Origin of the sequence: Streptomyces sp. Je 1-4 4N24 (genome assembly GCF_026239515.1) — a bacterium.
Lineage (GTDB): Bacteria > Actinomycetota > Actinomycetes > Streptomycetales > Streptomycetaceae > Streptomyces > Streptomyces nigrescens.
The window spans coordinates 6,305,903-6,330,340 of the sequence record NZ_CP110836.1; the positions used below are offsets into that span (position 1 = coordinate 6,305,903).

A 24,438-nucleotide genomic window follows, 5' to 3' on the forward strand; every position below is an offset into this window, starting at 1 on the left:
AATCCCGCAATCCCTCTGGCGGTTGGTGCCCATCGCGGGCCGATTCCGCCAGGGGGCGGTGCGCGCCGGGCAGCGTAGGCGTAGGCGTAGGCGTACGTGTGAGGTTGCATGGCGCGTCAGACGGTCATGCTTCGGCTCTCGTTGCGGTCGTCCGGACCCTTGCTCCGGCGTAGTGGTGCGGTGATGCGGTCCCGCGCGGCCGCAATTCTCGACCCGCCCCAGCGCAGGAAGTTCGTCGGCAGAAAGACCATGTCAGAGACGATCATCGCCAGCGAGAAGAACGGCAGGCCGCAGATCACCGCGATGGTCGCGTGTTCGGTGATCAAGATCGCAAGCATCACGTTCTTCACCCGTCGGTTGAGAAGGGTGAAGGGAAAGGCGACCTGCGCGACCACGGTGCCGTAGGTGATCAGCGTGACCACGATGGAGCGGCTGTCGAGCACCTGGGCCAGACCGGTCCACGGGCTGAAGTAGTCCAGATGGAGCGGGAAGTGCAGGGCGCTGCCGTCCTGCCAGCGGGAGCCCTGGACCTTGTACCAGCCGGCGGTGGCATAGAGCAGGCATACCTGGGCGGCGATCACCAGCATCGCCGCGTTGTGGACGAGGTTGGCGACGACGTCCAACAGCGCCCCCGCGTCCGGGGAACGACGCCGCCCTGCCCAGAACCACAGGGCCTGGATCAGCCACAGCCCCCAGAGGATCAGTACCCAGCCCGTGGGGATTTCGGCGAATCCCGTCAACTGTGCGAGGGCGAGGCCCGCGCCGGCGAGGATCCACAGTGTCACGCTCACCCGGTTGCAGCCGTCCCGGGGCGGTGCCTCCTTGCGCTCGCGCCGCCGGGCGTCCAGCGACCACACCTGCCCGCACCGGGTGAGCACCAGATAGCTCGCCATCAGGTGGATGAGGGTGTCGCCGCCGTCGCCCAGGAGGACGCTGCGGTTCATCAGTGACAGCACCCCGACCATGAACAGAATCGACATCGTGCGGGTGTGCCACCCCAGGAGCAGCAGCAGGCTCGCGACGAGCACTCCGTGGTAGACCAGTTCGAACCACAGCCGGTGGTTCGACCACAGCAGGACCGTGAACGCGTTGTTCGAGGCGATGAGGCGCTGGGCCAGATCGAATCCCCACGGGTTGGTGGTGCCGTACAGGTCCAGCCGGTGCGGCCACTCGCGCAGGAGGTAGAGCGCGAAGGTCAGGGCGAAGCCGATCCGGACGACCGCGGCCTGGTACGGCGCGAGTGCCGCACTCGTGATCCTGTGCAGGAGCTTGGCGATCGCCGCGTCGAGCTTGGTGCCCATGCCCTTGAAGGGGGAAGGCGTCCGGGCAAGGTCCTTCTCGACGCTCACGGGAACTCCTTCTGGGAGACCGGCCACCATGGGAGCACCTGGTAGGTCTTCTTGGTGCTCCCGCGGTCGCCGCTCCACTTGGGCGGGATGATCGGGGTGTTCGATGCGTAGATCTGCACCTTGACCACCTGACCGCCGTCGATCCGCGGCCCGAGCCGGTGAGCCGCGATCCGGCGTACGAAGGCCTCGGAGAGTTCACCGCGCAGGCCGATCGCCCGCCCCGTGGCGTCGTGCGTCCTGTTGTAGAAGTCCCAGGCCTGACGCAGCAGGTTCTGGTGCGCGTGACTGGGCACGGGATTGCGCTTGATCTCGCGGATGTCCTGGGCGGTCAGTGCCAACCAGTTCGTCGTGCGCCGGGAGCCGTCGGGGAACGCGACCTCGGCGCGCGCGTGCACGGCGATGTTGTCCTGGAGCGGGTTCGGTGCGAACAGCTGCCAGTTCTGATCGAACTCCGGATAGACGTAGCCCTTGACCAGCCGGTCGTACTTCTTGCTGATGGCGTTCGGCGGCGCGACGAACAGGAACACCAGAAGCAGGTGGAGCGTGACACCGATCGTCAGCACCCCGATGGCCGCCATGATCACGATCCGCGACGGCAGCGACCAGGACCCGTTCGGCGCCGGCGGCAGCCCGCGGACGACGGCGGACCGTCCGGGCGTTTCGCCTTCGTCGGCGCCGTCCGTGCCGGTCTGGTCCGAGGACCCGCGTGGCTCCACCATGCTCCCCCGATCACGGGTCCCGAACCGTCAACGAATACGCCGACGGATCACCAGGTCATTCACGTCACCGCTGCCACATCAGAATAAATAGACTCATTCCGATGCAAACGTGCTGTTGGGCCGAACGGTTGAGGGGGCAGTCCGGTGCGAGGGGGCTGAGTACCTCGAAGCCCGGCGCCGCCGGGGCGCCGTCACCGGCCGGGGTGCGGCCGCAGCAGCCCGTCCATCAGGTGACGCAGCCGCGGTGTGGGGCGAAGTCCGAGCTCGTCGCGGAGGCGGTGCTCGTAGCGTTCGAAGTCGTCCAGCGCCTCGGACAGATTGCCTTCCGCCAGGTGGGCGCGGATCAGTGAGGCCTGGCTGCTCTCCCGCAGCGGATTCGCCTGTACGGCCGCGTGGGCGGCCGCCACCGCCCCGGCGAACTGCTTCGTGTCGATGAACTCTCCCGCCAGTGACTCAAGTGCGTGGAGTCGGAGCTGCTGCCATCGTTCCGCCTCCTGCAGTGCCCAGTCGTCGTACCAGCCGGGCAGCAGGTCGCCGGAGAGCTGGTCGACGGTCGCCGCACTGAGCTGGAGCTCTCCGGCCGGGACACCGGGGTCGAGTATGCGCTGGGCCAGCGATCGTGCGTGGTGCAGATCCACGCTGACGTCCCGCCCGAGGCGCACGTCGGTGGGGCTGATCTCCAGGGCTCTCCTGCCGATGCTGTGCAGCCGCGACAACGCCGACCGCAGGTTCGCGTGCGCGCTCTGCTCACAGGCTTCGGGCCACAGTCTTCCGGCGATCAGGGACCGAGGGGCAGCAGTAAGGCCATTGAGCGCGATGAACGCCAGGAGTCGCTTCGAGCCGACGGGGACCACCACCGGCACATCGCCGACCACGAGGTCGAAACCGCCGAGAAGGGCGATCCGTACGGCCGGCCAGTGGTTCACATGCGGTCTGGAGATCACGGGCTCATCTGGGCTCATGTCCGTTGATCGCGGAGAGGTCCGTCTGCTCGGCGTACACCCCACCGGGCGCGCTGCCGTCGCCTCAGGTTCGCAACCATCTGTGCACCTCCCACAAATTCATGTTGCTCCGCCCGGGAGGGGTTGTCGAATTGTTTGACTTTGGTAGGAGATGTCGCCTCCGGTGATGCGTCATCGAGGCGGCTGGGGCTTACCCTCCGCGCCGCTGTCCCGGGCACGGCTTGGCGGTAGGGGGCGCGCTGCTTGGTGTGGTCGCGTACCGATGCGGCCCGATGCGGCCCGGCGCGGCCCCGGATCGGTGACGGGAAGCCCGCTGGACGGCCGGTCAGATGACCGGCGGGCGCCCCAGCTTCGTCATGCGCCATACCGTGCGCCAGCGCATCGGCCGGCGTCGTCCGCAGGGGGTGCGTACCCCTTCGGCGAAACCGGCGGCCCAGGCCCGCAGGCCCGCCGCCGAGGGGCTGCGGACGGCCGTCAGCGCCGCCCATACGCCCAGATAGGCAGGCACCAGGAGCGCGGGCAGATGCCGCTTGGCGAGCCAGACGCGGTTTCTGGCGACCATGCGGTGGTAGACCGCGTGCCGGGTCGGTGAGGTGTACGGGTGCTGGAGCACGAGCTCCGGGACGTAGCGGATGTGCCAGCCGTCGTCCAAGGCCCGCCAGGCCAGGTCGGTTTCCTCATGGGCGTAGAAGAAGTCGTCGGGCCAGCCGCCGATCCGCTCCAGCATCGGTACGGACAGGGAGTGCCCGCCGCCGAGGAACGTGGTGACCGGACCGCCGCGCGCCGGGTCGCCGGCCCGCAGGCGGGGGACATGGCGGCGCTGGGTGCGGCCCCGCTCGTCGGCGATGCGGAAGCTCACGATGCCCAACTCCGGGTCGCGCGCGTGCAGTTCCGCCAGCCGGCTGAACACGTCCGGGCTGATCAGCAGGCCGTCGTCGTCCAGGTCGACCACCACGTCGAGGTCCCCGAGCTTGCGCAGCTCGTCCAGGGCGACATTGCGGCCACCGGAGACTCCCAGGTTGTCGCTCAGCTCGACACCGATGGCGCCGTGCGGCAGCGGCGGGAGCGGTGAACCGTTCCCGATGACCACGATGTGGGCCGGCCGGAGGTCCTGCTTGGCGACCGAGTCCAGCAGCGCCCGCAGTTCGGCGGGACGGTTTCCCATGGTCAAGATGGCGACGCCTACGCGCAGATGACGCACAGAAGTTTGCTCCGTTCTTGGCGGTCTTGTCGGGATGCTAACCGCCGGGTGCGGCGACTGCGTGCCACCGCGCCTCCCCGGCGACATCCGGCCGCTGAACGCTGGGGAACGTCTTCCGGCGGGGCGGCCGGTACGCGGTGGCCGGGCGTCCGGTCGCGGCGCACCATGGAAGGACCGGGGGGTATGCACGGATGACCAGGGGGGTGGATGGAGGAAGCCCTCATGATGGAAGTCAAGACGGTCGACAAGCCGGATGAACGGCGCGACTTTCCCCAAGGTCACCTCGAAGCCCTGCACCTCACCGGACTGGACTTTGCCGTGGCCACCTTCGAGCCCGGCTGGCGCTGGTCGGAGTCGGTGCGCCCGATAGCCGGGACCGACAGCTGCGAGGTCCACCACAACTGCTTCGTGGTCCAGGGCCGGATGCGCATCAGGATGAACGACGGGGCGGAGTCCGAAGTGGGACCCGGCGATGTCTTCGTCTGCCCGCCCGGTCATGACGCCTGGGTCGTCGGGGACGAACAGTGCGTCGTGTACGACTTCGCGGGCGGGATGGCGAAGGAGTACGGGAAGGCGAAGAGCTAGGACACGCCCTGGGGGAAGACCCTCTGAAGCCAGGGGAAGTCCCCCTGGGAAGTGACGCACCGAGTGAGGCCGGGGCGCGGCTGCCGGTTGCCGCGTCGGCCGGCCGGGTGGCGTGTAATTTCCCACCCGGATCCGGATGTCTAGGAACGCGATCGTTGGGCAGGGGTGCACGACGGTCCGGCGTGCGGAATACGTCACGGGTTGATCCCGTTACCGCAGCCGGAGACCGACTGACAATCGTCGACAGACCGGAAGCAGGGAAGCACGCATGAGCACCATTGAGCTCACCAAGGAAAACTTCGACGAAATCGTCTCCGGCAACGATTTCGTTCTGATCGACTTCTGGGCCGAGTGGTGCGGGCCGTGCAAGCAGTTCGGCCCGGTCTTCGAGAAGTCCTCCGAGACGCACGACGACCTGGTCTTCGCCAAGGTCGACACGGAGGCGCAGCCCGAGCTGGCGCAGGCCCTCCAGATCCAGTCCATCCCGACCGTGATGATCGTCCGCGAGAACATCGCGGTCTTCGCCCAGCCGGGCGCGCTGCCCGCGGAGGCCCTGGAGGACGTCATCGGCCAGGCCCGTGCGCTGGACATGGACGAGGTCCGTGCGTCGGTCGCCGAGGCCCAGCAGGGTGAGCAGGCCCAGGCCGAGCAGGGACAGCAGGCGCAGGGCTCGTGAGCGACCTCCTTCTGGTCCGGCACGGTGAGACCGAGTGGAGCAGGGACGGCCGGCACACCAGCTGGACCGATCTGCCGCTGACCGCCACCGGTGAGGAGCAGGCCCGCGCACTGCGGCCGCTGCTGTCGGACCGGAAGATCGGGCAGGTCTACGCCAGCCCGATGGAGCGGGCGCTGCGCACCGCCGAGCTGGCGGGCCTCGCCCGCCCGCAGATCGACGCCGACCTGCGGGAATGGGACTACGGCGGCTATGAGGGCATCGCCACCGCCGAGATCCACCGCAGCCGGCCCGGCTGGTATCTGTTCTCCGACGGTGTCGCCGCGGGGCCCGAGGAGCATCCGGGCGAGTCGCCCGAGCAGGTCGGGGCGCGTGCCGACCGGGTGCTGGAACGGATCGCGCCGCAGCTCGCCGCCGATGAGGGCGATGTGGCGCTGGTGGCGCATGCGCACTTCCTGCGGGTGCTGGCCGCCCGCCGGCTCGGGCTGCCGCCCGCCGCCGGGGGACTCTTCACCTTCGAGACCGGTGCGGTCGGCGTCCTGGGGACCGAACACGACCGGCCCGCGGTGATCGCCTGGAACGCCCGGAGCCTGTGACCCGGAGCCGCTGAGCCCGGAGTCCGGCCGGACGCGGCCGCCGGAGCGCTACGGGTCCATCGGATCGAGGTGCAGGGGCTGGACCTTGCCCTCAATCATGGCGCCGAGCCCCATGACGGCACAGGTGTCGGGGCGGTCCGCGGTGTGCACCGGCATGTTCGTGGCCTGGTGGATCATCGGCTCCAGACCGGGAATCAGTGCGCTGCCGCCCGCGAGCACGATGCCGCGCTCCCCGAGGTCGGCCACCAGATCGGGCGGGCAGCGGCGCAGAACGGCACCGATGCCGTCGAGGATCGAGGTCAGCGGGGTGGTGATGGCGTCCCGTACCCGCTCGGTGTCGACATGCACGGAGCGCGCCATTCCGCTGACCACGTCCCGGCCGTGCACCTCGGTGGAGCCCGGGGTGACCCCGTCGCCGCCGGAGAGGATCATCTGCAGCGGGCGTACCGCCTGCCCCGCCAGCATCAGCTCGTGGTGCAGCCGCAGATGCTGGATGACCGCGTGGTCGATGGCGTTGCCGCCCACCGGCACGGTCTCCGCGGACACGATCGAGCCGAGGGAGAGCACCGCGACCTGTGTGGTGCCGGCGCCACACACCACGATCATGGTGGCCTCGGGCTGCTCCACCGGGAGCCCGGAACCCACCGCCGCCGCGACCAGGGTGTCGACCAGCTCCACCCGCCGCGCCCCCAGCCCGGTCAGCGTCTCCACCGCCGCCCGCTGGGCCAGCGGCTCACTGCCGTACGGAAGACAGACCGCGGCCCGCATCGAGGGCCGGCGCCGCCAGGTCCTGCGCAGCTTGTCGCCGACCAGGGTCCGCAGCAGCCGCTGGGCCATGTCGATATCGACGATGGTGCCGTTGGAGACCGGGCGCACCACACGGATGTAGTCGGGGGTACGGCCGTCCATCACCTCGGCCCGGGCGCCGACGGCCAGCAGTGCCCCGCTGCGGGTGTTGATGGCGGCGACGGTCGGTTCGTCCACGACCAGCCCCTGGTGCTTCACATACACCCTGGTCCGGGCCGCGCCGATGTCGATGGCGGCCGAACAGCGCCGCAATTGGGCGAGGCTGATGGTCATGGGTGATTCCTCCCCGATGGGCCGGTATGGACGGAGCGCTCGTGCGGCCGGTTCGCAGGGACCGCTCGTGCGCCATCCTCCGGTCGCGCGGGGGCCGCCGCCTGCTGGAAAGGTCCGCTAGGGGGACGGGGGCGGGGCGGTTGCGGCGAAGGGGTGATGCGGTGGGCGGATGCCGGTGCGGCGGGCCCTCAGCCGGTCAGCCGCTGGTACAGCCCCCAGGTGAATTCGGGGACGATCCGCTGCGGGGTGCCGTCGGGTCCGGGCGCGGTGCAGGCCAGCCGCCAGCGGGTGGGGGCGCTGCCCTCCATGGGGCGGGCCGGGGCGAAGGCGCGGGCGACCTCGTCGACGGTATGGGACCAGGGCCGCAGATCCGCGGTGGTGCGCAGGTCAGGGGCGGTGGCGCCGGGTGCCCGGACGAGCCAGGCGTTCCAGACGGCGCCCCGCGCGCCGGCGAGGACCTCGAACCGCAGATCGGGCCAGAGCGGAACCGGCCAGGTCAGTGCCTCGCAGCTCAGATCGCCGATGCGGCGGGCGGTGACGGTCTCGGGGGTGCCGAGCAGCGCACGATACGGCTGGAGTCCGCCGGGCGCTCGCGGGGCGTGCATCCGTGCCTGCCAGCGGCGGTTGGCCTCGCGCATCCCGGCGCGGGAGACGCCCAGGGTGCGCAGCGCGTCCTCGACCAGGCCGGGGTGGTGGTCGGCCATCCGGCGCAGCAGGACGAGCTGGAAGGCGACCGGGCCGGACAGGGCGGAGGGGGCGCCGGGGCCGCCGGGCGGGTCATTGTCCGTGGAGTGGTCCATGGGGGACATGGTGGTGGACGGTGCGGGCCGCGGGGCGTCCGGGGCGCTCACCGTCGGGGAGGAAGAGCACGGAGTTGACGTAGCGGCGGTGCGGGGCGAGGGAGCGGCGCAGCAGCCCGTGCTCGGCGACATGGCAGGTGCGGGACTGGTGGGCGGACAGATCGAAACCGTCCAGCGGCAGCCAGCGGTCGTGCGGCAGGACCCAGCCGCGGTAGCCGTACCCGGCCGTCCAGTCCAGGACGGGGGCGAGCGGCTGGATGCGGGTCTCCAACTCGACGAACAGTGCCGGGAGTTGATGCTCCACGGTGTGTGCGGCGCCGCGCAGCACCGCCAGCTCCGCGCCCTCCGCGTCGATCTTGATGAGGGTGACGGCCGCCAGCTCCAGGGCGTCCAGCGGGAGGCAGGGCACCTCAAGGGCGGCGGTGTGCAGCTCACGGCGTACGAGCGAGGACACCCCGCGGTCGCCGCGGCCGCCCGGGGGCAGCCAGAGGGTGGCGCAGCCCGTGTGGTCGGTGGCCGCGGCGGCCACCACCTCGAACCTGCGGGGGAGTGACCGAGGCGAGCAGCCGGGCCAGGTGGGGGACCGGTTCGAGGGTGACGACCCGGTCGGCGCGCCGGGCCAGCCGCCGGGTCCACGGGCCGTACCACCCGCCGACGTCGACGGCCGTGCCGCCGGGCGGACAGAAGTCGGCCAGCCGCCGCAGCTCCGGTTCGAACCGCGGATAGAGCCCGGCCGCCAGCGCCGACACCAGCCGGGCGGGCAGCCGGGGCCCCAGCCGCGCGGCGAGCGTCACGACCCCGGTTCCCGGTCCGCGAGGTGGCGCAGCGCGCGCAGATGCTCGGCGTCGGTGAGCGGTTCGCCGGAGGAGGGCAGGAGCTGGGGGATGCCGTCGACGATCGGATAGCGGCGGCGCAGCCGGGGGTTGTAGAGGGCGTCCTCGGGGACGAGCAGCGACAGCGGGCCCTTGTCGAGCGGGCAGACCAGGATCTTCAGCAGCGGGTCATCGGGGGTCAAGGCTCAACTCCGGGGGTTCGGGGACGGGCGGGTCATGGCGGGGCAGGGCGAGCAGGACGGCCACGGCGACGGCGGTGCCGCCCAGCCGCAGTGCGCGGCGCAGCGGATCGGCGGGCAGCGGCTCACCGAACGCCACGGTGCCGCAGACGACGGTGAACACACAGGTGACGGTGGTGCAGACGGGGACGATCACGGAGGCCCGGCAGCGCTGCAGGGCGGTCTGGGACAGCACCAGACCGGCGGCTCCGGTGACGAGCAGGAGGTACGGGTAGGGCGAGCGGAGCAGCCGCCCGGCGGCAGCCGGGATGTCATGGGTGGTCAGCAGACCGGCGACGCCCTTGATGGCCAGCGAGCTGACGCCGTAGAGCAGGCCGACGGCCACCCCGTAGGGGACACCCGCCGTCGGCAGCCGGTGGCGGCGCCGGGCGCGCCGCTCCGCCGAGCCGTACAGCAGCAGCCCGGCGGCGAGCGACGGCACCGCGATCAGCAGCAGGGTGCCGGGCGGCGCGGTACGGGCGACGGCCCGTGCGTCCTCGCCCTGGAGGGAGGCGATGACCAGCGCCAGCGCCACCAGGATCGCCACGATGCTCTGCCGCTCCCGGCCGCTGGTCCGCTCGCCCAGCACCACCGAGGACAGCAGCAGCAAGAGCACCAGACCCGAGACGAACAGGCCCTGGGCGGCGGCGAGCGGCAGGGTGCGGTAGACGGCGAGCTGGGCGGCGAAACCGGCGGCCAGGGCGAGCGAGCCGGCCAGCCACAGCGGGCTGGACAGCAGATGGCCGACGACCCGGCCGGGCTGCCGGGTGCTCAGCGCGGGCAGCCCGGCCAGGGCGCGTTTCTCCAGCACGAAGCCGGTGCTGTACAGGACGTTGGCGAGCAGCGCGGACGCCACGCCCCACCACGGCACCGCGCTACTCCCTTCCCCGGCGGGCATGGGCGAGCAGGATGGAGGCCAGCGACGGGACATGGCATGCGGCGCGGTCCAAAGGACGCAGCGGCCGCGGCACATCGTGATACGGCGCACCGGCGATCCGTACGTCCTCGAAACCGGATGCCGTGAGGAAGCCGCGCAGGGCACGGGCCGTGTACAGCCGCAGATGGCCGACGACCTGGGTGCCTGGCCGGCCGTGGATACGGCGCATGCTCACCTCCGAGAAGACGGGCTGGACCCCGGCGAGCAGCAGCCCGCGGTTGTACCAGGCGGCGAGGTTGGGGGTGGAGAGCATCAGATGGCCGCCGGGGCGCAGGACCCGGCGCAGCTCGTCCAGGGCGGCATCGGGGTCGACGAGATGCTCGATGACCTCGCTGAAGAGGACGGCATCCGCGGAGCCGGACGCGAACGGCAGGCCCCCGTCGGTGAGTTCGCCGCGTACCGCACAGGGGAGCCGGGTCCGGGCGCGGCGCAGGGCGTCCTGTGACCAGTCGACGCCGACCAGACGGTGACCGGCGAGCACCTGGGCCGCGGTGGCCGCCGCCGAGCCGTCGCCGCAGCCGATGTCCAGGACGGTGGCGGCCGGGGCACCGTCGCGTACGGGCCCCAGGGCGCGGGCCAGCAGCCGGGCCTGCCGCCGGCTGCGGGCGGCGCCGGAGGCGACCGGGACGGCGGGGTTCTCGTAGAAGTCCCGCAGCGCGGCGGGGGGCCCGGTCACCGGGACGCTCCGGCCGCCGGGGGCGCGGTCCAGGCGGTGGCGGCGAGGGAGGAGCGGAACAGGGTGCCGAGCCGGGCGCCGGCCGCGTCGTCCAGGAGGGCCGGGGACCAGCGCAGCGCCAGCTGGATCCGCCCGGCCACGGAGACGGTGGTGACGGTGAGCCCGCGCGGCATCCGGGCCGGGGCGGAGAACCACACCGCGGTCGGCCGGCCGGCGTCCCCGAAGTCCAGCGGGTTAGGAATCCGGCCGATGTTGGAGAGGAGGGTGGTGGAGGTCCAGGGCGCGGCGGCGGTGCGCAGCGCGCGGGTCATCGCGGCGCGCAGCCGGACCGGAACGACGGGTGCCGTCAACACCGTTGCGGCAAGCCCGAGTTGACGGCCGGGAGGTGCGGCCTTGAGGGCGCGGGTGCGGGCGGCGGTGCGCCGCAGCAGCCGGGCCACCGCGTCCGGGTCGGGCGGATCGGCGGTGAGCGGCCCGGCGTCCAGCCGCTCCTCGGGGCCGAAGCCGACCGACACCAGCCGGGTGCCGTTGCCGAGGGGCATCTCGGCGCCGCGCGGCCGGTCGTCGACGGGCATGGTGATGACGACGGGGGCGGTGGACGGGGCGGCGGCCGTGCGGTGCGGGCCGGCCGGGGCGTGCAGCCGGTTCCAGCGGGCGACCATCAGCCAGGTGGCGACCAGGAGTTGGTCATTGACGGTGTACGGCGCGGCCCCGCCGGGGGTGCGCGGCGGACGGGCCGGGATCGGCAGCTCGGCCAGCAGCATGCTGTTGCCGGACCGGCCGCCTTGTGGAGCGCGGCCGGGATCGGCGGCGATACGGGCCGGCCGGGAGAAGCGCCGCCCGGCTCCCGGCGGGGCGTCGGCCTTCGGACGCTCCGTACCGGGCCCGGTGGCGCGTACGGGGGCCGGGCCAGGAGGGTTGCCGGCGCCGCCGTACAGCTCGGCGGCGGTGGCCAGCACCCGCAGACAGGACGGCCCGTCCAGTGCGGTGTGGTGGATGGTGAGGACCAGCACGGTGCCGCCGCCCGTGTCCTCGATCGCCTCCAGCCGTACGGGAGGTGAGGCGTCCAGCGGCGGACAGGCGTCGAGCGCGCGTCGCCGGGCGCGGGCCAGCGCATCGGGGCCGGGCGGCGGGAAGTCGACGGGGTCCACGTCCGGGGCGGCGGTGAGCTGCCAGAGGTAGCGGCGGTGCCACCAGCGGACCGGCGCCTGGCGCATCAGGATGCGCGGATGGCGGGCGAGCGCCCGGTGGAACGCGGTGCGCAGCCGCCCGGGATCGACCCGGCCGGGGAGGTGCACCTCGATGTGTACGGTCTCCGGCTGGCTTTCGTCCGGACAGTGCCGGGAGATCTCGTCCACGACGGGGAAGGGGACGCGGGCGACGACGATGCCGCGGCTCTGCCTCCCCCCACCCCCGAACCCACCCCCCGCCCCCTCCCCCGAAGGGGGAGAGGGGGAGGGGGCGGGGGAGCGCTCGGCCGGTCCGTCGGGCGGTTCGCCCCGCCCGTCGGGCGGTTCGTGCTGCCCGTCGGGCGGTTCGGGCCGGGCCGGTTGCAGTGCGGTCATCGGGTGGTGCCCTCCCCGCTGGTGTCGGTCGACGTTACGGGCCCGCCGTCGGTCGGCCGTACGGGTCCGCTGCCGGTGGGCCGGTCGGGACCGCTGTCGGTCGGCCGTACGGGCCTGCTCGGCCGGGACCGGTGCCGTTCGGCCCAGTTCGGGCCGGCGCCCGGTGTCCGTCCCCGGGCCACGATCGGACGCCCGGCAACGGCCGGACCGTCGTCCCGGTCCCGCACCCGGCGCGGAAGCGGCGGTGGGGCGTGCGGGCCGGGCGGGTCAACCGGGCTGGACGGCCCGGAAGCCCCCCTCCCCGCCCCGTCCGTATCCGCCCCCGGCCCCTCCCCGGACACCGGCTCCTGCGACGCCCGGCCACCCCGCACGGTGACCACCGCCGCCGCCAGCGCCAGCAGCGCCAGGGCCTGCGCGGTGCCGCTGAACGCGCCCTCTCCGGCGGCATGGTGCTCGCCCGCCCCGAGGGCCGCGACGACTCCGGCGCTCACCATCGCCAGCAGGGCCAGCGGGACGAGGAGGTGCGGCCGGAAGCGTGCCACCAGCGCCAGGGCCGGCACGATCAGGGCGTAGGGCCCGGCGGCCACGGCCAGCACCGCGGTCAGCGCCAGGGTGCCCAGGACCCAGGACGGGGCGGGTGGGGGCAGTGCCGCGGGCGGCGGGGTGCGGGGTGTGCGGCGGACGAGGGCGGAGACGATCAGGAGCGCGACCCCGAGGGCACCGCCGGCCAGTCCCAGGTCGTAGGTGACGGCCGGGGCGTAGGAGAGCTCGACGGTCCCGCCCGCCCCGGCCGGGACGAGGAAGGCCTGCTGCCAGCCGTCGATCCGGAGCGGGGTCAGCCGCCGGCCGTTGAGCGTGGCCTGCCAGCCGTCGTTGGCGTTCTCGTACATCTGGAGGTAAACGGCCCGGCCGGCGCCGACCGCGACGCCGCGGCGGTCCCCCGACCAGTCCTCGGCGGTGACCTTCCGCACCGGGGCGGCGGACTCCCGTGCCGGTCCGGCGTCCGTGGCACCCGTGTGCGCGGTGGTGCCCCGCCGCAGCGTCACCTCCGTCAGCGCCAGCGGCCCCTGGTCGCCCGCCTCCACCCGGTGGCGTCCGGACGGCAGTTCCAGGCGTCCGTCACGGGCCGGACCGGCGCACAACCGCACCTCGACCGGGCGGCGTTCGGTGAGGTCACGGACGTACCCGGCGGCCTGGGTGGCGTGCAGGACACCGTCGACGGCGAGCATCGGGCCCTGGCCGCAGCCGACCGAGAAGCGGGCACCGGCGGCGGGCCGCGGGGTGCGGTACGAGTCGAGCGCGGGGATGTGGATCTCGCTGAGTCCGACCGGGAGTTGGAGCGCCTGGCCGGCGACCGGGTTGTGGAGGGTCAGCGGTGCGACCTTGCTGATGGTGATGTCGAGGCGGTCGGTGGTGATCGGGTCGAAGCGGGCCTGGCCGTTCTCGTCGACGCCCGCGGTGGCCGCCCCGTCCGGCGAGTTGACCAGGATCTGCTCCGGCCGGGTGGAGATACCGCCGGCCGCGGCCAGCACGATCTGGTCGATCTTCTTCCGGCCGGGCCAGCGCAGATGCAGGGTCGGCCGGTCACCGGCGATCCAGGCGGTGGTCAGATCGCCGTCGACGAGGTTGCGGGGGCTGAGCGACCGGCCGGAGCCGAAGCTCGTGGAGTCGGCGGTGGCGGTGATCCGGTCCCGCTGTTCGGGTGCGATGCGGTCCAGGAGGCGGTCGAGTTCGGGGCCGGGAACCGCCAGCGCCTGACCGGAAATCCGGTACGGAGCGGCGGCGCCGGTGCGGAACTGGCGGTGCAGCCCGGCCTCCGCGGAGACCGGGGAGAGGCCGCCCGGGTCGCTGCCGCGGTGCAGCGAGAGGATCTCGGCGGGCGCGTCGGACCGCTCAGCGTCGGTGGGGAGTTGCAGCAGCCGGGTGACCTGGACGCCGGGGACGGAGATCTCCCGGAAGCCGGCGCCGGAGAGCCCGGCGCGTGGGGTCTGCGAGCCGAGGATCGTCACCTTCAGCCAGGTCGCCCGGCCGGCCGGGGCCTTGACCCGCTGCGGCGTTCCGTCGGGGCGCAGAGTGTCCTGTGTGCTGCCGCGGTCGGTCTGCACGCGTACGGAGGTCGGGGCGGCGCGCAGCCCGTCCCCGGGCAGCGGGGTGAGGGACAGCGTGGACGGAAGGGTGGTGGGCCGGGTGAAGGCGATCCGGACCCACTGGCCGACGGGCTCCCCGGCGCTGCCTTCCGCCCAGGCGGTGTCCGGGTTGCCGTCGAAGGCGTTGACCGGGTCGTACTGCGGCAGGTGGAAGAGCCAGTTGCCGCTGCTGGAGGCGGTGACCGAGGACGCGCCACGGAGGGCGGCGGTGGTCTGGTGGCCGGGCCCGGCGGTCGGCAGGATCTGCCGGGGCGGGCGGCCAGGGTCCTGGACGCTGTCGGGGTGGTTCCGCTCGCCGGCGGTGTAGGTGTACGAGGTGTTGCTGTTGACCAGCCCGAAGCGGGTGTCGGCCCGGCGCAGGCCGTCGGCGGTCAGCTGGAGCGGCGGGGTGCCGAGGCCGGGGTGGGCGTCGCCGGTCAGTACGGTGGGGCGGTGGCGCAGGGCGGGGTCGGCGGACAGCTGGAGGAGGGCTTCGGGGCCGCCGCTGAGCCGTGCGGTGTCCGCGACGGCCCGGGTGGTGACCGGACCGGGCTCGGGGGTGTCCTCGGGCCGGTAGATCTCGACGGCGCGCTGCCGCGGGTAGAGGCCCTGGACCTGGAGGGGCGCCCCGGAGGGGATCCGGCCGCCGGTGGTCAGCGGACCGAAGGCGGCCGCCTTGCGGTAGCCGGACGCCTGCAGGGTGCGCTTGACGGTCTGCGGCGGGACGTAGCCGATCTGGTCCGGGTCGAGATCGTTGCGTACGACCACGTCGTGCAGGCCGGCCCGGCCCAAGTAGTCGCGCAGTCCGGGTACTTGGGCGCCGGTCAGCAGCGCCTGTTCGACGGCGTCCAGGGCGCGGCGGGCGCCCGGGGTGCCGAACGGGACGAAGTCGCGCTGCGCCCAGGGGGAGGTGGCGAGGACGTCGAGCGGTTCGTCGATGGGGGAGCCCCAGGTGTAGAGGCCGTGCGCGGTCGCGGGGACGACCAGCGCGCGGCTGTGCGGGGAGTGCTTCTGGAGCCAGGCCGCGGCCCGTTCCCAGGAGGCGGGCAGCCGGGTGAAGGCGCCGGGCTGGAGGACGGTGCCGGTGAGGAAGGGCAGGGCGAGGGCGGGCAGCACGAGGAGCGCCGTCACCAGCGGGAGGCGGCGGCGGGCGGGGATCCGGCGGGTGCCGCGGCGTTCGGTGGCGACCGCGAGCAGATGCGCCAGGCCCAGGACGAGCGCCAGGGCCAGGCCGGGGGTGAATTTGTAGATGTTGCGGAACGGGCGCAGCCAGCCGTTGAGCCAGTCCTGCCACAGGCCGTGCAGCGGCCCGCCCAGCGCACCGCCGTAGCCGGCCAGCGCGATCAGCGCCACGGCCAGCACGGTCAGCAGCAGCCAGCGGCGCTCGGGCAGATCACGGCGGGCCAGCCCGGCCAGGCCGAGCGCCGCGGCCAGCGCCGAGCCGAGGATCGCGAACGGCCGGGCCGTCATGGTCCAGCCGGCCGGCAGCCAGGGGTCGCCGAAGTTGAGGTAGCCGACCCAGTTGCCGGCGCCGCGCAGCAGTTCGGTGGCCGACATGGTGCCGGTGGTGGTGTCGGCCTGCTCGATGAACGGCATGAAGTTCTCGCCGTGCAGACCGAGCAGCAGCAGCGGCACCACCCACCAGGCGGCGGCCAGGACGACACCGGGCAGCCACCAGGCGAGCAGCTTCGCCCGGCGCGGCCCCGTACGGGAGAGCAGATACAGGCCGACGGGCAGCAGCGAGGCCAGTGTCGAGGCCGCGTTGACCCCGCCCATGAAGGGGATCAGCAGCGCCGAGCGGGTGGCCGCGATACGCGCGCTGACCTGCGCGTTGGTCAGCGGCAGCAGCACCCACGGCAGCAGTGCGCCGGGCAGCGCGGCGGCGGAGGTGGAGCCGATGACGAGGGTGAAGGCCGGCCACAGGGCGTAGCAGGCGGCGGCCAGGAGCCGGGCCGGCGGGGTGCCGACGCGGAGCCGTTCGGCCAGCCGCAGGGCACCCCAGAACGCGGCCGTGACGATCAGCGACATCCACAGCCGCTCGGCCAGCCACACCGGGACATGGGCGAGATCGGCCAGGCCGTAGTAGGGGAGGGTGGGGAAGGCATAGCCGATGTACTGGTCGGCGATGCCGCCGAAGCCCGCCCGGTCGTGCCACAGCTGCCCGAGGTCGGCGAGGAACCGCCACGGGTCGGTGGTCACACCCAGCTTGGTCTCGAACGTCATCTTCCCCGGCGACGGCGCGAGGAAGCCGGCCAGGGCGAGCGCCCAGAACGCGAACAGCCAGTGTCTGCGCCGGCGGTGGCCGGGCGGCGGGGCGGGGGCGGGCGTCGGCCGTCCCCCGGCGTCGGGCGATCCGGGGGAGGGGAACGGCCTCAGGGTCTGGGTCATGGCAACCGCCGGAGGATGAGGAGGAGGTTCCAGGTGGCGACCTCCCGGACGCCCGGGAGGCGGGGGATGGCCTCGGCGAGGAACGGCGCGTAGCGGGAGCGGGCGGTGACCACGGCGATGTCGTCGCGGGCCCGGACCTGGCGCAGGGTGCGGCCGACGTGCACGGCGAAGAGGTTGACGCCCAGGGTGTGTTTGGCCGCTCTCCCGGTGCGCCGCCGGTAGCGGGCGCGGGCCCGCTCTGCGCCCAAGTAGTGCCAGGGCGCGGTCTCATGGCCGCCCCAGGGGGAGAACCAGTTGGTGAAGGCGACGTAGATCAGACCGCCGGGGCGGGTGACCCGGATCATCTCGCTCAGGAAGGTCTGCGGGTCGGCGACATGCTCCAGGACGTTGGAGGAGAAGCAGATGTCGACGGCGCCGTCGGCGAGCGGCAGCAGATAGCCGTCGGCGACCACCGCGCCCTCGGGGGGCGGGCCGTGCGCGGTCAGCTCCGCCGTATCGGGTTCGAAGAGCCGGCCCAGGGCGCCGCGGCGGCGGAACTCCGCGGTGAAGTAGCCGCTGCCGCCGCCGACATCGGCGACCACCGCGCCGCTCAGTGGGGCATACCGTTCGACCTGGTCGGCGGCGTCCCGGGCGAGCAGCCGGTAGCAGTGCCCCGGGTCGGTCCGCTCCCGCAGGAAGGCGCGGAACAGGGTGTAGGACCTGCGCAGCGAGGGGTCGCGCACCGGGCCTTCACCGCCCGGAGAGCGGGTCGAGGACGGCCTCAGCGGCGACCGCCCGGAAGCTCTGGACCGTATGGCTCCACCGGAAGCGGGCGGCCCGCCGTTCGGCGGCGCGGCCCAGGGTGTCGCGGCGCCGGGCGCTGAGGGCGAGGGTGCACCAGTGCGCGGCGAACGCGCTCTCGCCGCGGGCCAGCAGCCCCGTGGTGCCGTCCTCGACGGAGTCCCGCAGGCCCGGGATGTCGAAGCCGACGGCGGGGGTGCGGCGGGCGGCGGCCTCCATCACCACCAGCCCCCAGCCCTCGACGAGCGAGGGGTGCAGCAACAGCCAGGCGGAACACAGCAGTTGGTGTTTGCGTTCTTCGGAGACATGGCCGGTGAAGGTGACACCGGGCCCGGCCGCCGCGGCCAGCCGGGCGCGCTCCGGGCCGTCGCCGACGATCACCAGCCGGCCGCCGGTCACCGGCCGGACCCGCTCCCACAGCCGCAGCAGCAGATCGATGCGCTTGTACTCGACGAGCCGCCCCATGGCCAGGAACAGCGGCTCCGGCGCCTTGGGGGCCAGCGGTCCGGGCTCCGCCACGCCGTTGTACACCAGCCGGATGCGGTCCGGGTCGACACCGAGGCCGTGCAGCGCGGACGCGGTCGAGCCGGAGACCGCCACCATCAGATCGCGGCGGTGCGCCCCGGCCAGCGCCCAGTGCTCCAGACGGCGGCCGAGCCGGGCGGCGGGCCCCGGACAGCGCAGCCGCCACAGGTCCGTATGGACATGGTTGACCAGGCACAGCGTGGGACCGCGGTGCCACAGCGGCGCCAGGTACGGCATGCCGTTGCAGACCTCGACCAGCAGGTCGCAGTCGCCGACCCGGCGCGCCAACTGGCGTGGCACCCGCAGGAAATGACCGGCGTCGCCGCCCGCGGACACCACCCGGTAGCCGCGGGCGGGGGCACCTCCCCGCGGCCCGCCGCACAGCAGGGTGACCTGGTGGCCGTGGGCGGCGAGCCCTTCGGCGATCCGGTCCACCAGCAGCTCGGAGCCGCCGGCGGCGGGGTTGCCCAGATCGCGGCGGGCGAGGAAGACGATCCGGCGGGGGAACGGCGGCCCCGCGCCGGGTGGTCCGGACGCCGAGGGGGCGGGGGCGGGCGCCGTGAGGGGCGGGGACGGGCGCAGGTGCTGGGGCATGTGCATCCAACTCGTCTCAGGGTGCGGTACCGGCGGTGGGGGACGTACTGCGTACTGAGTCGTGCGGGCCGTGCTGCATCATGCGGTGCCGCGGTCCTGCCGTGCGGTGGGGTGGAGCGGTGCTCGCGGCACTGTGCTGCGGTGAAGCGGACGTGCGCCGACCGGAGGGCCGGCCGGCTGCGTGTGGGGTGGACAGTTTTCGCCCGCGCCGTTCATCGCGGCTACTCACCGGGGTGACAAAATCCGCGCCCATTTGAGCTGACGGTTCATCACTTCGCTCAGGACCGGCCGGTCGCCCGCCGCCCGCGCACCACCCACACCACCCCGGCCGGCGCGAGCAGCCCGCCCGCCGCCGCGGCCGTGACCGGCAGCGTTCCGCCGACCAGCGCCAGCTTGTCGCTGTCCGCCTTCGCCAGCCGCACCTGCGCCCGCTGCGTCGCGGGCGTGAACTGCAACCGCTCGCCGCGCAGCAGTGTCACCGCGGTACGCCGGGCACCGGGTGCCCGCAGTGTCTTGAGCGGCGAGAGCACGGCCTGCATGATCCGGCCGGTGCGCGGCTCGACGACCAGCTCGATACCGGAGTTGGCGTACCACTCCTCGGCCTGGATCTGGCCCTGGCCCGGCCGTCCGACGAGCCGGCCGGGGACCTGCCGGCTGCCGGTCCTGGTGGGCGGCACGGTCCCGGTGAAGCGGTAGCCCGGGTAGCCCTGGACCCGCTGTGTACCGGCGAAGCGGAGCGGGACGGCGGCGCCCAGGGTGTTGTCCCACCAGCGGTAGCCCGTCTTCTGCACATCGAAGGGGAACTTGAGGTAGGCATCGCCGTCGAAACGGGTCGGGGCCTCCTCGCAGCAGTGCACCGGGGCGTTGCTGCGCCGGTCGGTGACCCAGCGTTCGGTGGTCCACTGGAACGCCCTGCGCGGGTCCTTCAGGGGCAGCGTCTGCGGGGTGTCGACCGTCGTGGAGACGTCCCACACGGCCCGCCCGCTCTTCTCGCTCGCCGCGACATCGCCCAGTACGTGCCGGGTGATGGTGATCCGCCGGCGGTCCCTGGTCTTCAGCGCCGCGGTGTCGAAGTAACTGCCGTTGCCGGTGAAGACGGTGGTGACATCGACGTCGACCGGCGTGACCTTGGCCCGTGGTGCGACGTACCAGGCCAGCAGGGGTGCCAGGACCAGCAGAAAGACGCCGAGACCGAGGACGGCCAGCGACAGGGGCGAGGCGGTGCGGGCGGCGGTGACCGCGGTGGGGGAGGTGGCGGGCTTGCCGGATACGGGCATACGGGCACTCCTGGAAGCGGTGGGGGAGTCACGCTCTGGTGCACGTGCGGCGCCGCGGGGCGCCATGGGCCGGGAACGTAAGCGAACTCTTGACAGGGCGTCAATGCCCTTCCACACTCGGCAGGCACCACGACTCCAGTGGTGCCGCGCTGTGGGACGCGGCACCGGGCCGGCCGCCCAGGTCCTGTCGTCAGGGACCGGAGGCCGCGCCGTGTGCCGCGCCAACCTCGACGGAGACCGCCCGACGGGCTCCGGCATCGACGAAGGGCTCGCCGCGCCATGCACCGAACGCTCGCCGCCGCACTGACCACGCTGACCGCCGCCCTCCTCGCCATCGGCGTCGCGCTCGGCATCGTCGCCGCCCTGGACGCCACCCCCGAGCAGCCGAATGTGCCGCTGGTGACCTTCGACCGGAGCGGTGAGTAGCGGGGGGCCGAGGAGGCGGGGCGTGCTGAGGAGGTCCGGGTCATGGTGACAGCCGTCCGCTCGGCCTGGCGGGAGGTACCGCCCTACCAGGTACGGCAGTTCGCCGCCCTGGCACTGGAGGAGGTGCCCACCCTGGCCCAGGACATCCTCCGGGAGATCCGCCGCGAGTATCCTCAACTACAGCTGATTCCCGATGAGTTCGGGGAGCCCCGCGCGCTGGTGGGAATCCGCCAGTCACTGGAGCACTTCGTCGCGCATCTGACGGCCGGTCCGGACCGGCCGCATGTGCACCCGCGGGTCTTCCAGGAGTTCGGCCGCGGCGAGGGCATACAGGGCCGCAGCCTGGACGTCCTGCAGGCCGTCTACCGGCTCGGCGTCCGGCTGGCCTGGCGGCGGCTCGCCGAGATCGGCCAGCAGGTCGCGATCCCGGCGCCCGCGATGTACGAGCTCGCCGAGTCCGGCTACGAGTATCTGGACGGGCTGGTCGCCGAATCCGTACGCGGCTACGCCGAGGCCGCCGCCCGCCAGGCCGGTGAGCGGCTGCGGCTGCAACGGCGCCTGATGGAGCAGCTGTTCACGGGCCCCGGCAGACGGCGGCGCGGCGCGGGCGCGGCGGACGGGGTGCCGCCGGCCCTCGCCGAGCGCGCCGCCCGGATCGGCTGGCCGCTGCCCGAGCGGGTCGCGGTCGCGGTCCTGCTGCGGCCGGCCCGGGAGGCGGTCGCGCCCGCCGTCGCCCCGGACGTCCTGCTGGACATGGAGAGCGAACGGCCGCGGATGGTGGTGCCCGAGCCGGACGCCCCCGGTCGGCGCGAGCTGCTGGCCCGTGCGGCGGCCGGCTGGTCGGGCGCGATCGGCCCCGCGGTACCGCTGCTGGACGCCGCGAAATCGCTGCGCTGGGCCGGGTCCGCGGTCGATCTGACGGAGCGCGGACTGCTGCCCGCGGGGGAGCTGCTGCAGTGCACCGAGCACACTGAGGCGCTGGTCCTGCTGCCGCCCGAGGAGCTGATCGAGGACCTCACCCGCCGCCGCCTCGCCCCGCTGGACAGCTGCGGCCCGGCCCATGGCCGGCGGCTCGCGGAGACCCTGCTCGCCTGGCTGGAGACCCGCGGCGGCGCCCCCGAGGTCGCCGCCCGGCTCGGCGTCCATCCGCAGACCGTGCGCTACCGGCTGCGCCAGATACGGGAGTTATGGGGCGCGGAGATCGACGACCCGGACCGCCGCTTCGAACTTGAGCTGGTGTTACGGGCCCGGCGGCTGCGCGGGGAGCTCAGCTGACCCGCCGGAGTCCGCGGCCCGGGGCTCCACCAGCACCGCCATCCCGTCCAGGAGCCGCGCCAGCCCGAACTCGAACAGCGACGTCAGCGTCACCACATCCTCGTCGTGCGCCGCGATCCCCCCGTACATGGGGTAGGAGCCCGAGGCGAGGATGCCCTCGAACACCGGCTCCATGGACGCCATCCACTGGTTCTGGTCCATCCCGGTCTCCTGCTCGGCCTCCAGATCGTCCTCGAAGCCGGCGGCGGTGGCGCGCACATAGTTGAGCAGCGTGATGGCCATATGGATCAGCGTCACCGGGTCCGGGCCCGTTACCCGCGCCATGGTCCACTCGATGAGCGCCATCGCCCGCGGCATCGGCTGCGGCCGGGTGATCGACAGGTAGTGCGCCAGCCACGGATGCCGCTGGTAGAGCTCCCATTGCAGCCGTGCGCCCGCCTCCATCCGCGCACGCCAGCCGTCCGGCGCCGGGTCGGGAAGCTCGACGTCGCGGAACGCGGCGTCCGCCATCAGCACCACCAGCTCGTCCTTGTTGGCCACATGGCGGTAGAGCGCCATCGAGGACACCCCGAACTCGGCGGCGACCCGGCGCATCGACAGCGCCCGCAGCCCCTCGGCGTCGGCGACCTTGAGACCGGCCCGTACGACGCTCTCGCGGCTCAGCCCGCTGTCCGTCTCACGCGGCCGTCGCTCCCGCGGGAGCCCGGAGTGCGCGGCCCGCTGTGGCTGTGGCTGCGGCTGCGGCTCGGCGACGACCGTGCCCACGCCCGGTACGGCGCGGACCAGGCCCTCCTGCCGCAGCGTGGTGAGCACCTTGGTGGCGGTCGCCATCGCCACCCCCCACTCCTGGGTGATCCGCCGGGTCGAGGGCACCCGGTCGCCCGGCGTGAGTTCACCGGTGCCGATGCGGCGCCGGATCTCGTCGACGATCCGGCGGTAGGGCGGCGCTGACTGCTCCACGGGGTGGCCTCCGTACTAGTGCACCAGGGGGATTTCGGTGGCCGCGAGGGTAGCAGCGCCGGTCTCACCAGGGCATTGCACTAGCCAAGTGCACTAGTGTGATGCACCTCCAATTCCCTTGCCAGTCCTGCTGTTTGCACCGTAAGCCCACCCTGCTTACCGTGTCATCCATGTCGTTTACTCCGTACACATCCCCGCCGCCGGCCGGCCGCCGGGAGTGGACCGCCCTGGCCGTCCTCCTGCTGCCCTGCCTTCTCGTCTCCATGGACGTCTCGGTGCTCTACTTCGCGGTGCCGTTCCTGACCGCGGAACTGGAGCCCAGCAGCGTCCAGCAACTGTGGATCCTGGACGTCTACGGCTTCGTCCTGGCCGGCCTGCTGATCACCATGGGCGCGCTGGGCGACCGCATCGGCCGCCGCAAGCTGCTGCTGTCCGGCGCCCTCCTCTTCGGTCTCGCCTCCGGGGTCGCCGCCTATGCACAGAGCGCAGAAATGCTCATCGCCGCACGGGCGTTGCTCGGCATCGGCGGCGCCACCCTGATGCCGTCCACGCTCGCGCTCATCCGCAACCTCTTCCATGACGCCAAGCAGCGCGGCAGGGCCGTCGCGATCTGGTCGTCGGCGATGATGGGCGGCATCGCGGTCGGCCCGGTGCTCAGCGGGGTGCTGCTGGAGCACTTCTGGTGGGGTGCGGTGTTCCTGATCAACGCCCCGGCGATGGTGCTGCTGCTGGTCTGCGGGCCGCTGCTGCTGCCGGAGTTCAAGAACCCGGCGGCCGGGCGCTTCGATCTGCCCGGCTCGCTGCTGTCGCTGCTCGCGATGCTGCCGATGGTCTACGGCATCAAGGAGATCGCCCGCGACGGCCTGGCGCCGCGGCCCGTCCTCGCCCTCGCCGCCGGTCTGCTGGCCGCCGCGGCCTTCGTGTACCGCCAGCGCACCGCCCGCCACCCGATGCTCGACCTGGAGCTGTTCCGCCACCGCGGGTTCAGCGTCTCGGTGCTGATGAACCTGCTGGCGATGTTCGCGGTGGTCGGCTGCGCGGTCTTCTTCACCCAGTACCTGCAGACCGTACGGGGGATGAGCCCCATGGAGGCGGCGCTGTGGAATCTGCTGCCGACCCTCGCGGTGGGCGGGATGGCGCCGGCGGCCGCCGGACTCGCCCAGCGGATGGACCGGGCCTACGTCATCGCCCTGGGATTCGTCATCGCGGCCGGCGGTTTCGTCTGGCTGTCCTGGCTGGAACCGGGCTCGGCCCTGTGGTTCGTCCTGGTGGCCTCCTCGGTCTACGCCTCGGGCCTGGTGATGGTGATGTCACTCGGCAACGAACTGGCCATCGGCCTCGCCCCGCCCGAGCGTGCCGGTTCCGCCTCGGCGCTGCTGGAGTCCGGCACCGAACTGGGCGGCGCGCTGGGCATGGCCATCCTGGGCAGCGTCGGGAGCGCGGTCTACCGCGCGGACATGGCCGACGCCCTGCCCGCAGGCCTCCCGGCGGGCGCGGCCGACGCGGCCAGGGAAACGCTGGCCGGCGCCGCCGCGGTGGCCGCCGGACTCCCGGGCCGGGCGGGCGAGGCGCTGCTGACCGCGGCCCGGTCCGCCTTCACCGACGGACTCCAGACGGCCGTCCTGGGCGCCGCGAGCGTGATGGCCTGCGCCGCGGTACTGGCCCTGGCACTGCTGCGCGGGCTGCGGACACCGGAATCCGAGGGGGAGCCGGACGCCGCCGGGACGGCCGGTACACGGCAGCCTGCCGCCGAACCTACGGGGGTGAAGACGGCCGGTACGGCGACGTCCTAGGGGGCCGGCCAGTGCGGCGACGTCCTGGGGACGGGCCGGTGCGACGGCGTCCCAGGTGTATTGCCCTGTGAGGTTGATGGTTGATCGAGGCGGCCGGTAC

Annotated in this window: 21 protein-coding genes and 1 pseudogene; 6 read left to right on the top strand and 16 right to left on the bottom strand. The window is 73.2% G+C overall.

The genetic code is table 11. The features are described from left to right. Positions 1–116: 116 nt before the first annotated feature. The 4 genes from SLV14N_RS27505 to SLV14N_RS27520 form a co-directional block, all read right to left on the bottom strand. Positions 117–1,349: an HTTM domain-containing protein gene (locus SLV14N_RS27505; RefSeq protein WP_263271502.1), complete on the bottom strand. Its 1,233-nt coding sequence runs from the start codon at positions 1,347–1,349 to the stop codon at positions 117–119. Then, a complete protein-coding gene (locus tag SLV14N_RS27510; protein WP_208684438.1) occupies positions 1,346–2,068 on the bottom strand; it encodes a DUF5819 family protein in 723 nt (240 codons plus the stop codon). Before SLV14N_RS27510 ends, SLV14N_RS27505 begins: the two co-directional genes overlap by 4 nt. A 191-nt stretch (positions 2,069–2,259) precedes the next feature. Further along, positions 2,260–3,012, bottom strand: a complete 753-nt coding sequence (locus tag SLV14N_RS27515) for a BTAD domain-containing putative transcriptional regulator (protein WP_259670540.1) — start codon at positions 3,010–3,012, stop codon at positions 2,260–2,262. Between the two features lie 343 nt (positions 3,013–3,355). Continuing rightward, positions 3,356–4,231: a glycosyltransferase family 2 protein gene (locus SLV14N_RS27520; RefSeq protein WP_208684439.1), complete on the bottom strand. Its 876-nt coding sequence runs from the start codon at positions 4,229–4,231 to the stop codon at positions 3,356–3,358. 222 nt (positions 4,232–4,453) lie between these two features. On the opposite strand from SLV14N_RS27520, the gene SLV14N_RS27525 reads away from it, so the two are divergent. From SLV14N_RS27525 to SLV14N_RS27535, 3 genes are all read left to right on the top strand, one after another. Then, positions 4,454–4,816: a cupin domain-containing protein gene (locus tag SLV14N_RS27525; RefSeq protein ID WP_263271503.1), complete on the top strand. Its 363-nt coding sequence runs from the start codon at positions 4,454–4,456 to the stop codon at positions 4,814–4,816. A 268-nt stretch (positions 4,817–5,084) separates the two neighbouring features. Beyond that, complete coding sequence (trxA, locus tag SLV14N_RS27530; RefSeq protein WP_093644276.1) at positions 5,085–5,492, top strand: thioredoxin; 408 nt, start codon at positions 5,085–5,087, stop codon at positions 5,490–5,492. Then, complete coding sequence (locus SLV14N_RS27535; protein WP_263271504.1) at positions 5,489–6,085, top strand: histidine phosphatase family protein; 597 nt, start codon at positions 5,489–5,491, stop codon at positions 6,083–6,085. The genes trxA and SLV14N_RS27535 overlap by 4 nt, the downstream gene beginning before the upstream one ends. 48 nt (positions 6,086–6,133) lie before the next feature. On the opposite strand, the gene SLV14N_RS27540 is transcribed toward SLV14N_RS27535, so the two are convergent. The 11 genes and pseudogenes from SLV14N_RS27540 to SLV14N_RS27590 form a co-directional block, all read right to left on the bottom strand. Beyond that, positions 6,134–7,165: a rod shape-determining protein gene (locus tag SLV14N_RS27540; RefSeq protein ID WP_208684445.1), complete on the bottom strand. Its 1,032-nt coding sequence runs from the start codon at positions 7,163–7,165 to the stop codon at positions 6,134–6,136. A 188-nt stretch (positions 7,166–7,353) separates the two neighbouring features. After that, a complete protein-coding gene (locus SLV14N_RS27545) occupies positions 7,354–7,965 on the bottom strand; it encodes a hypothetical protein (protein ID WP_263271505.1) in 612 nt (203 codons plus the stop codon). Beyond that, positions 7,943–8,759: pseudogene (locus tag SLV14N_RS27550) on the bottom strand (FkbM family methyltransferase). Before SLV14N_RS27550 ends, SLV14N_RS27545 begins: the two are co-directional and overlap by 23 nt. After that, positions 8,756–8,980 carry a Trm112 family protein gene (locus tag SLV14N_RS27555; protein WP_263271506.1) on the bottom strand — a complete coding sequence of 75 codons (225 nt, stop codon included), beginning with the start codon at positions 8,978–8,980 and terminating at the stop codon, positions 8,756–8,758. Before SLV14N_RS27555 ends, SLV14N_RS27550 begins: the two are co-directional and overlap by 4 nt. Continuing rightward, positions 8,967–9,887 (bottom strand): DMT family transporter, encoded by a 921-nt coding sequence (locus SLV14N_RS27560; protein WP_263271507.1) that lies wholly within the window; start codon positions 9,885–9,887, stop codon positions 8,967–8,969. The genes SLV14N_RS27555 and SLV14N_RS27560 overlap by 14 nt, the downstream gene beginning before the upstream one ends. A gap of 4 nt (positions 9,888–9,891) precedes the next feature. Then, a complete protein-coding gene (locus tag SLV14N_RS27565; RefSeq protein ID WP_208684454.1) occupies positions 9,892–10,629 on the bottom strand; it encodes a class I SAM-dependent methyltransferase in 738 nt (245 codons plus the stop codon). Continuing rightward, positions 10,626–12,194, bottom strand: coding sequence for a condensation protein (locus tag SLV14N_RS27570; protein WP_263271508.1), 1,569 nt, complete (start codon positions 12,192–12,194; stop codon positions 10,626–10,628). Before SLV14N_RS27570 ends, SLV14N_RS27565 begins: the two co-directional genes overlap by 4 nt. After that, positions 12,191–16,708, bottom strand: coding sequence for an alpha-(1->3)-arabinofuranosyltransferase (locus SLV14N_RS27575; protein WP_263271509.1), 4,518 nt, complete (start codon positions 16,706–16,708; stop codon positions 12,191–12,193). Before SLV14N_RS27575 ends, SLV14N_RS27570 begins: the two co-directional genes overlap by 4 nt. After that, complete coding sequence (locus tag SLV14N_RS27580; protein ID WP_263271510.1) at positions 16,705–17,430, bottom strand: class I SAM-dependent methyltransferase; 726 nt, start codon at positions 17,428–17,430, stop codon at positions 16,705–16,707. Before SLV14N_RS27580 ends, SLV14N_RS27575 begins: the two co-directional genes overlap by 4 nt. Positions 17,431–17,437: 7 nt before the next feature. Beyond that, the gene (locus SLV14N_RS27585; protein WP_263271511.1) at positions 17,438–18,607 is read right to left on the bottom strand and encodes a glycosyltransferase family 4 protein; all 1,170 of its coding nucleotides are present in this window, start codon (positions 18,605–18,607) and stop codon (positions 17,438–17,440) included. Positions 18,608–18,885: 278 nt separating this feature from the next. After that, the gene (locus SLV14N_RS27590) at positions 18,886–19,884 is read right to left on the bottom strand and encodes a DUF3068 domain-containing protein (protein ID WP_263271512.1); all 999 of its coding nucleotides are present in this window, start codon (positions 19,882–19,884) and stop codon (positions 18,886–18,888) included. A gap of 279 nt (positions 19,885–20,163) precedes the next feature. Here SLV14N_RS27590 and SLV14N_RS27595 point away from each other — a divergent pair, with 279 nt between their 5' ends. Continuing rightward, positions 20,164–20,310 carry a hypothetical protein gene (locus tag SLV14N_RS27595; RefSeq protein WP_263271513.1) on the top strand — a complete coding sequence of 49 codons (147 nt, stop codon included), beginning with the start codon at positions 20,164–20,166 and terminating at the stop codon, positions 20,308–20,310. Between the two features lie 42 nt (positions 20,311–20,352). Then, entirely contained in the window at positions 20,353–21,585 is a 1,233-nt protein-coding gene (locus SLV14N_RS27600) for a CdaR family transcriptional regulator (protein ID WP_263271514.1), read from the top strand. Here SLV14N_RS27600 and SLV14N_RS27605 read toward each other — a convergent pair. Beyond that, a complete protein-coding gene (locus SLV14N_RS27605) occupies positions 21,550–22,545 on the bottom strand; it encodes a GntR family transcriptional regulator (protein WP_263271516.1) in 996 nt (331 codons plus the stop codon). The genes SLV14N_RS27600 and SLV14N_RS27605 overlap by 36 nt on opposite strands. Positions 22,546–22,715: 170 nt before the next feature. Between SLV14N_RS27605 and SLV14N_RS27610 the strand changes: the two genes are divergently transcribed. Further along, positions 22,716–24,338 (top strand): MFS transporter, encoded by a 1,623-nt coding sequence (locus SLV14N_RS27610; RefSeq protein ID WP_263271518.1) that lies wholly within the window; start codon positions 22,716–22,718, stop codon positions 24,336–24,338. The last annotated feature ends 100 nt before the right edge of the window (positions 24,339–24,438 follow it).

Excerpts from the sequence above, each read along its gene's own strand:
- SLV14N_RS27585 (WP_263271511.1), bottom strand. The coding sequence starts at position 18,607 with ATGCCCCAGCACCTGCGCCCGTCCCCGCCCCTCACGGCGCCCGCCCCC.
- SLV14N_RS27545 (WP_263271505.1), bottom strand. The coding sequence starts at position 7,965 with ATGGACCACTCCACGGACAATGACCCGCCCGGCGGCCCCGGCGCCCCC.
- SLV14N_RS27525 (WP_263271503.1), top strand. The coding sequence starts at position 4,454 with ATGATGGAAGTCAAGACGGTCGACAAGCCGGATGAACGGCGCGACTTT.
- SLV14N_RS27540 (WP_208684445.1), bottom strand. The coding sequence starts at position 7,165 with ATGACCATCAGCCTCGCCCAATTGCGGCGCTGTTCGGCCGCCATCGAC.
- SLV14N_RS27570 (WP_263271508.1), bottom strand. The coding sequence starts at position 12,194 with ATGACCGCACTGCAACCGGCCCGGCCCGAACCGCCCGACGGGCAGCAC.
- SLV14N_RS27590 (WP_263271512.1), bottom strand. The coding sequence starts at position 19,884 with ATGCCCGTATCCGGCAAGCCCGCCACCTCCCCCACCGCGGTCACCGCC.
- SLV14N_RS27600 (WP_263271514.1), top strand. The coding sequence starts at position 20,353 with ATGGTGACAGCCGTCCGCTCGGCCTGGCGGGAGGTACCGCCCTACCAG.
- trxA (WP_093644276.1), top strand. The coding sequence starts at position 5,085 with ATGAGCACCATTGAGCTCACCAAGGAAAACTTCGACGAAATCGTCTCC.
- SLV14N_RS27610 (WP_263271518.1), top strand. The coding sequence starts at position 22,716 with ATGTCGTTTACTCCGTACACATCCCCGCCGCCGGCCGGCCGCCGGGAG.
- SLV14N_RS27595 (WP_263271513.1), top strand. The coding sequence starts at position 20,164 with ATGCACCGAACGCTCGCCGCCGCACTGACCACGCTGACCGCCGCCCTC.
- SLV14N_RS27575 (WP_263271509.1), bottom strand. The coding sequence starts at position 16,708 with ATGACCCAGACCCTGAGGCCGTTCCCCTCCCCCGGATCGCCCGACGCC.
- SLV14N_RS27510 (WP_208684438.1), bottom strand. The coding sequence starts at position 2,068 with ATGGTGGAGCCACGCGGGTCCTCGGACCAGACCGGCACGGACGGCGCC.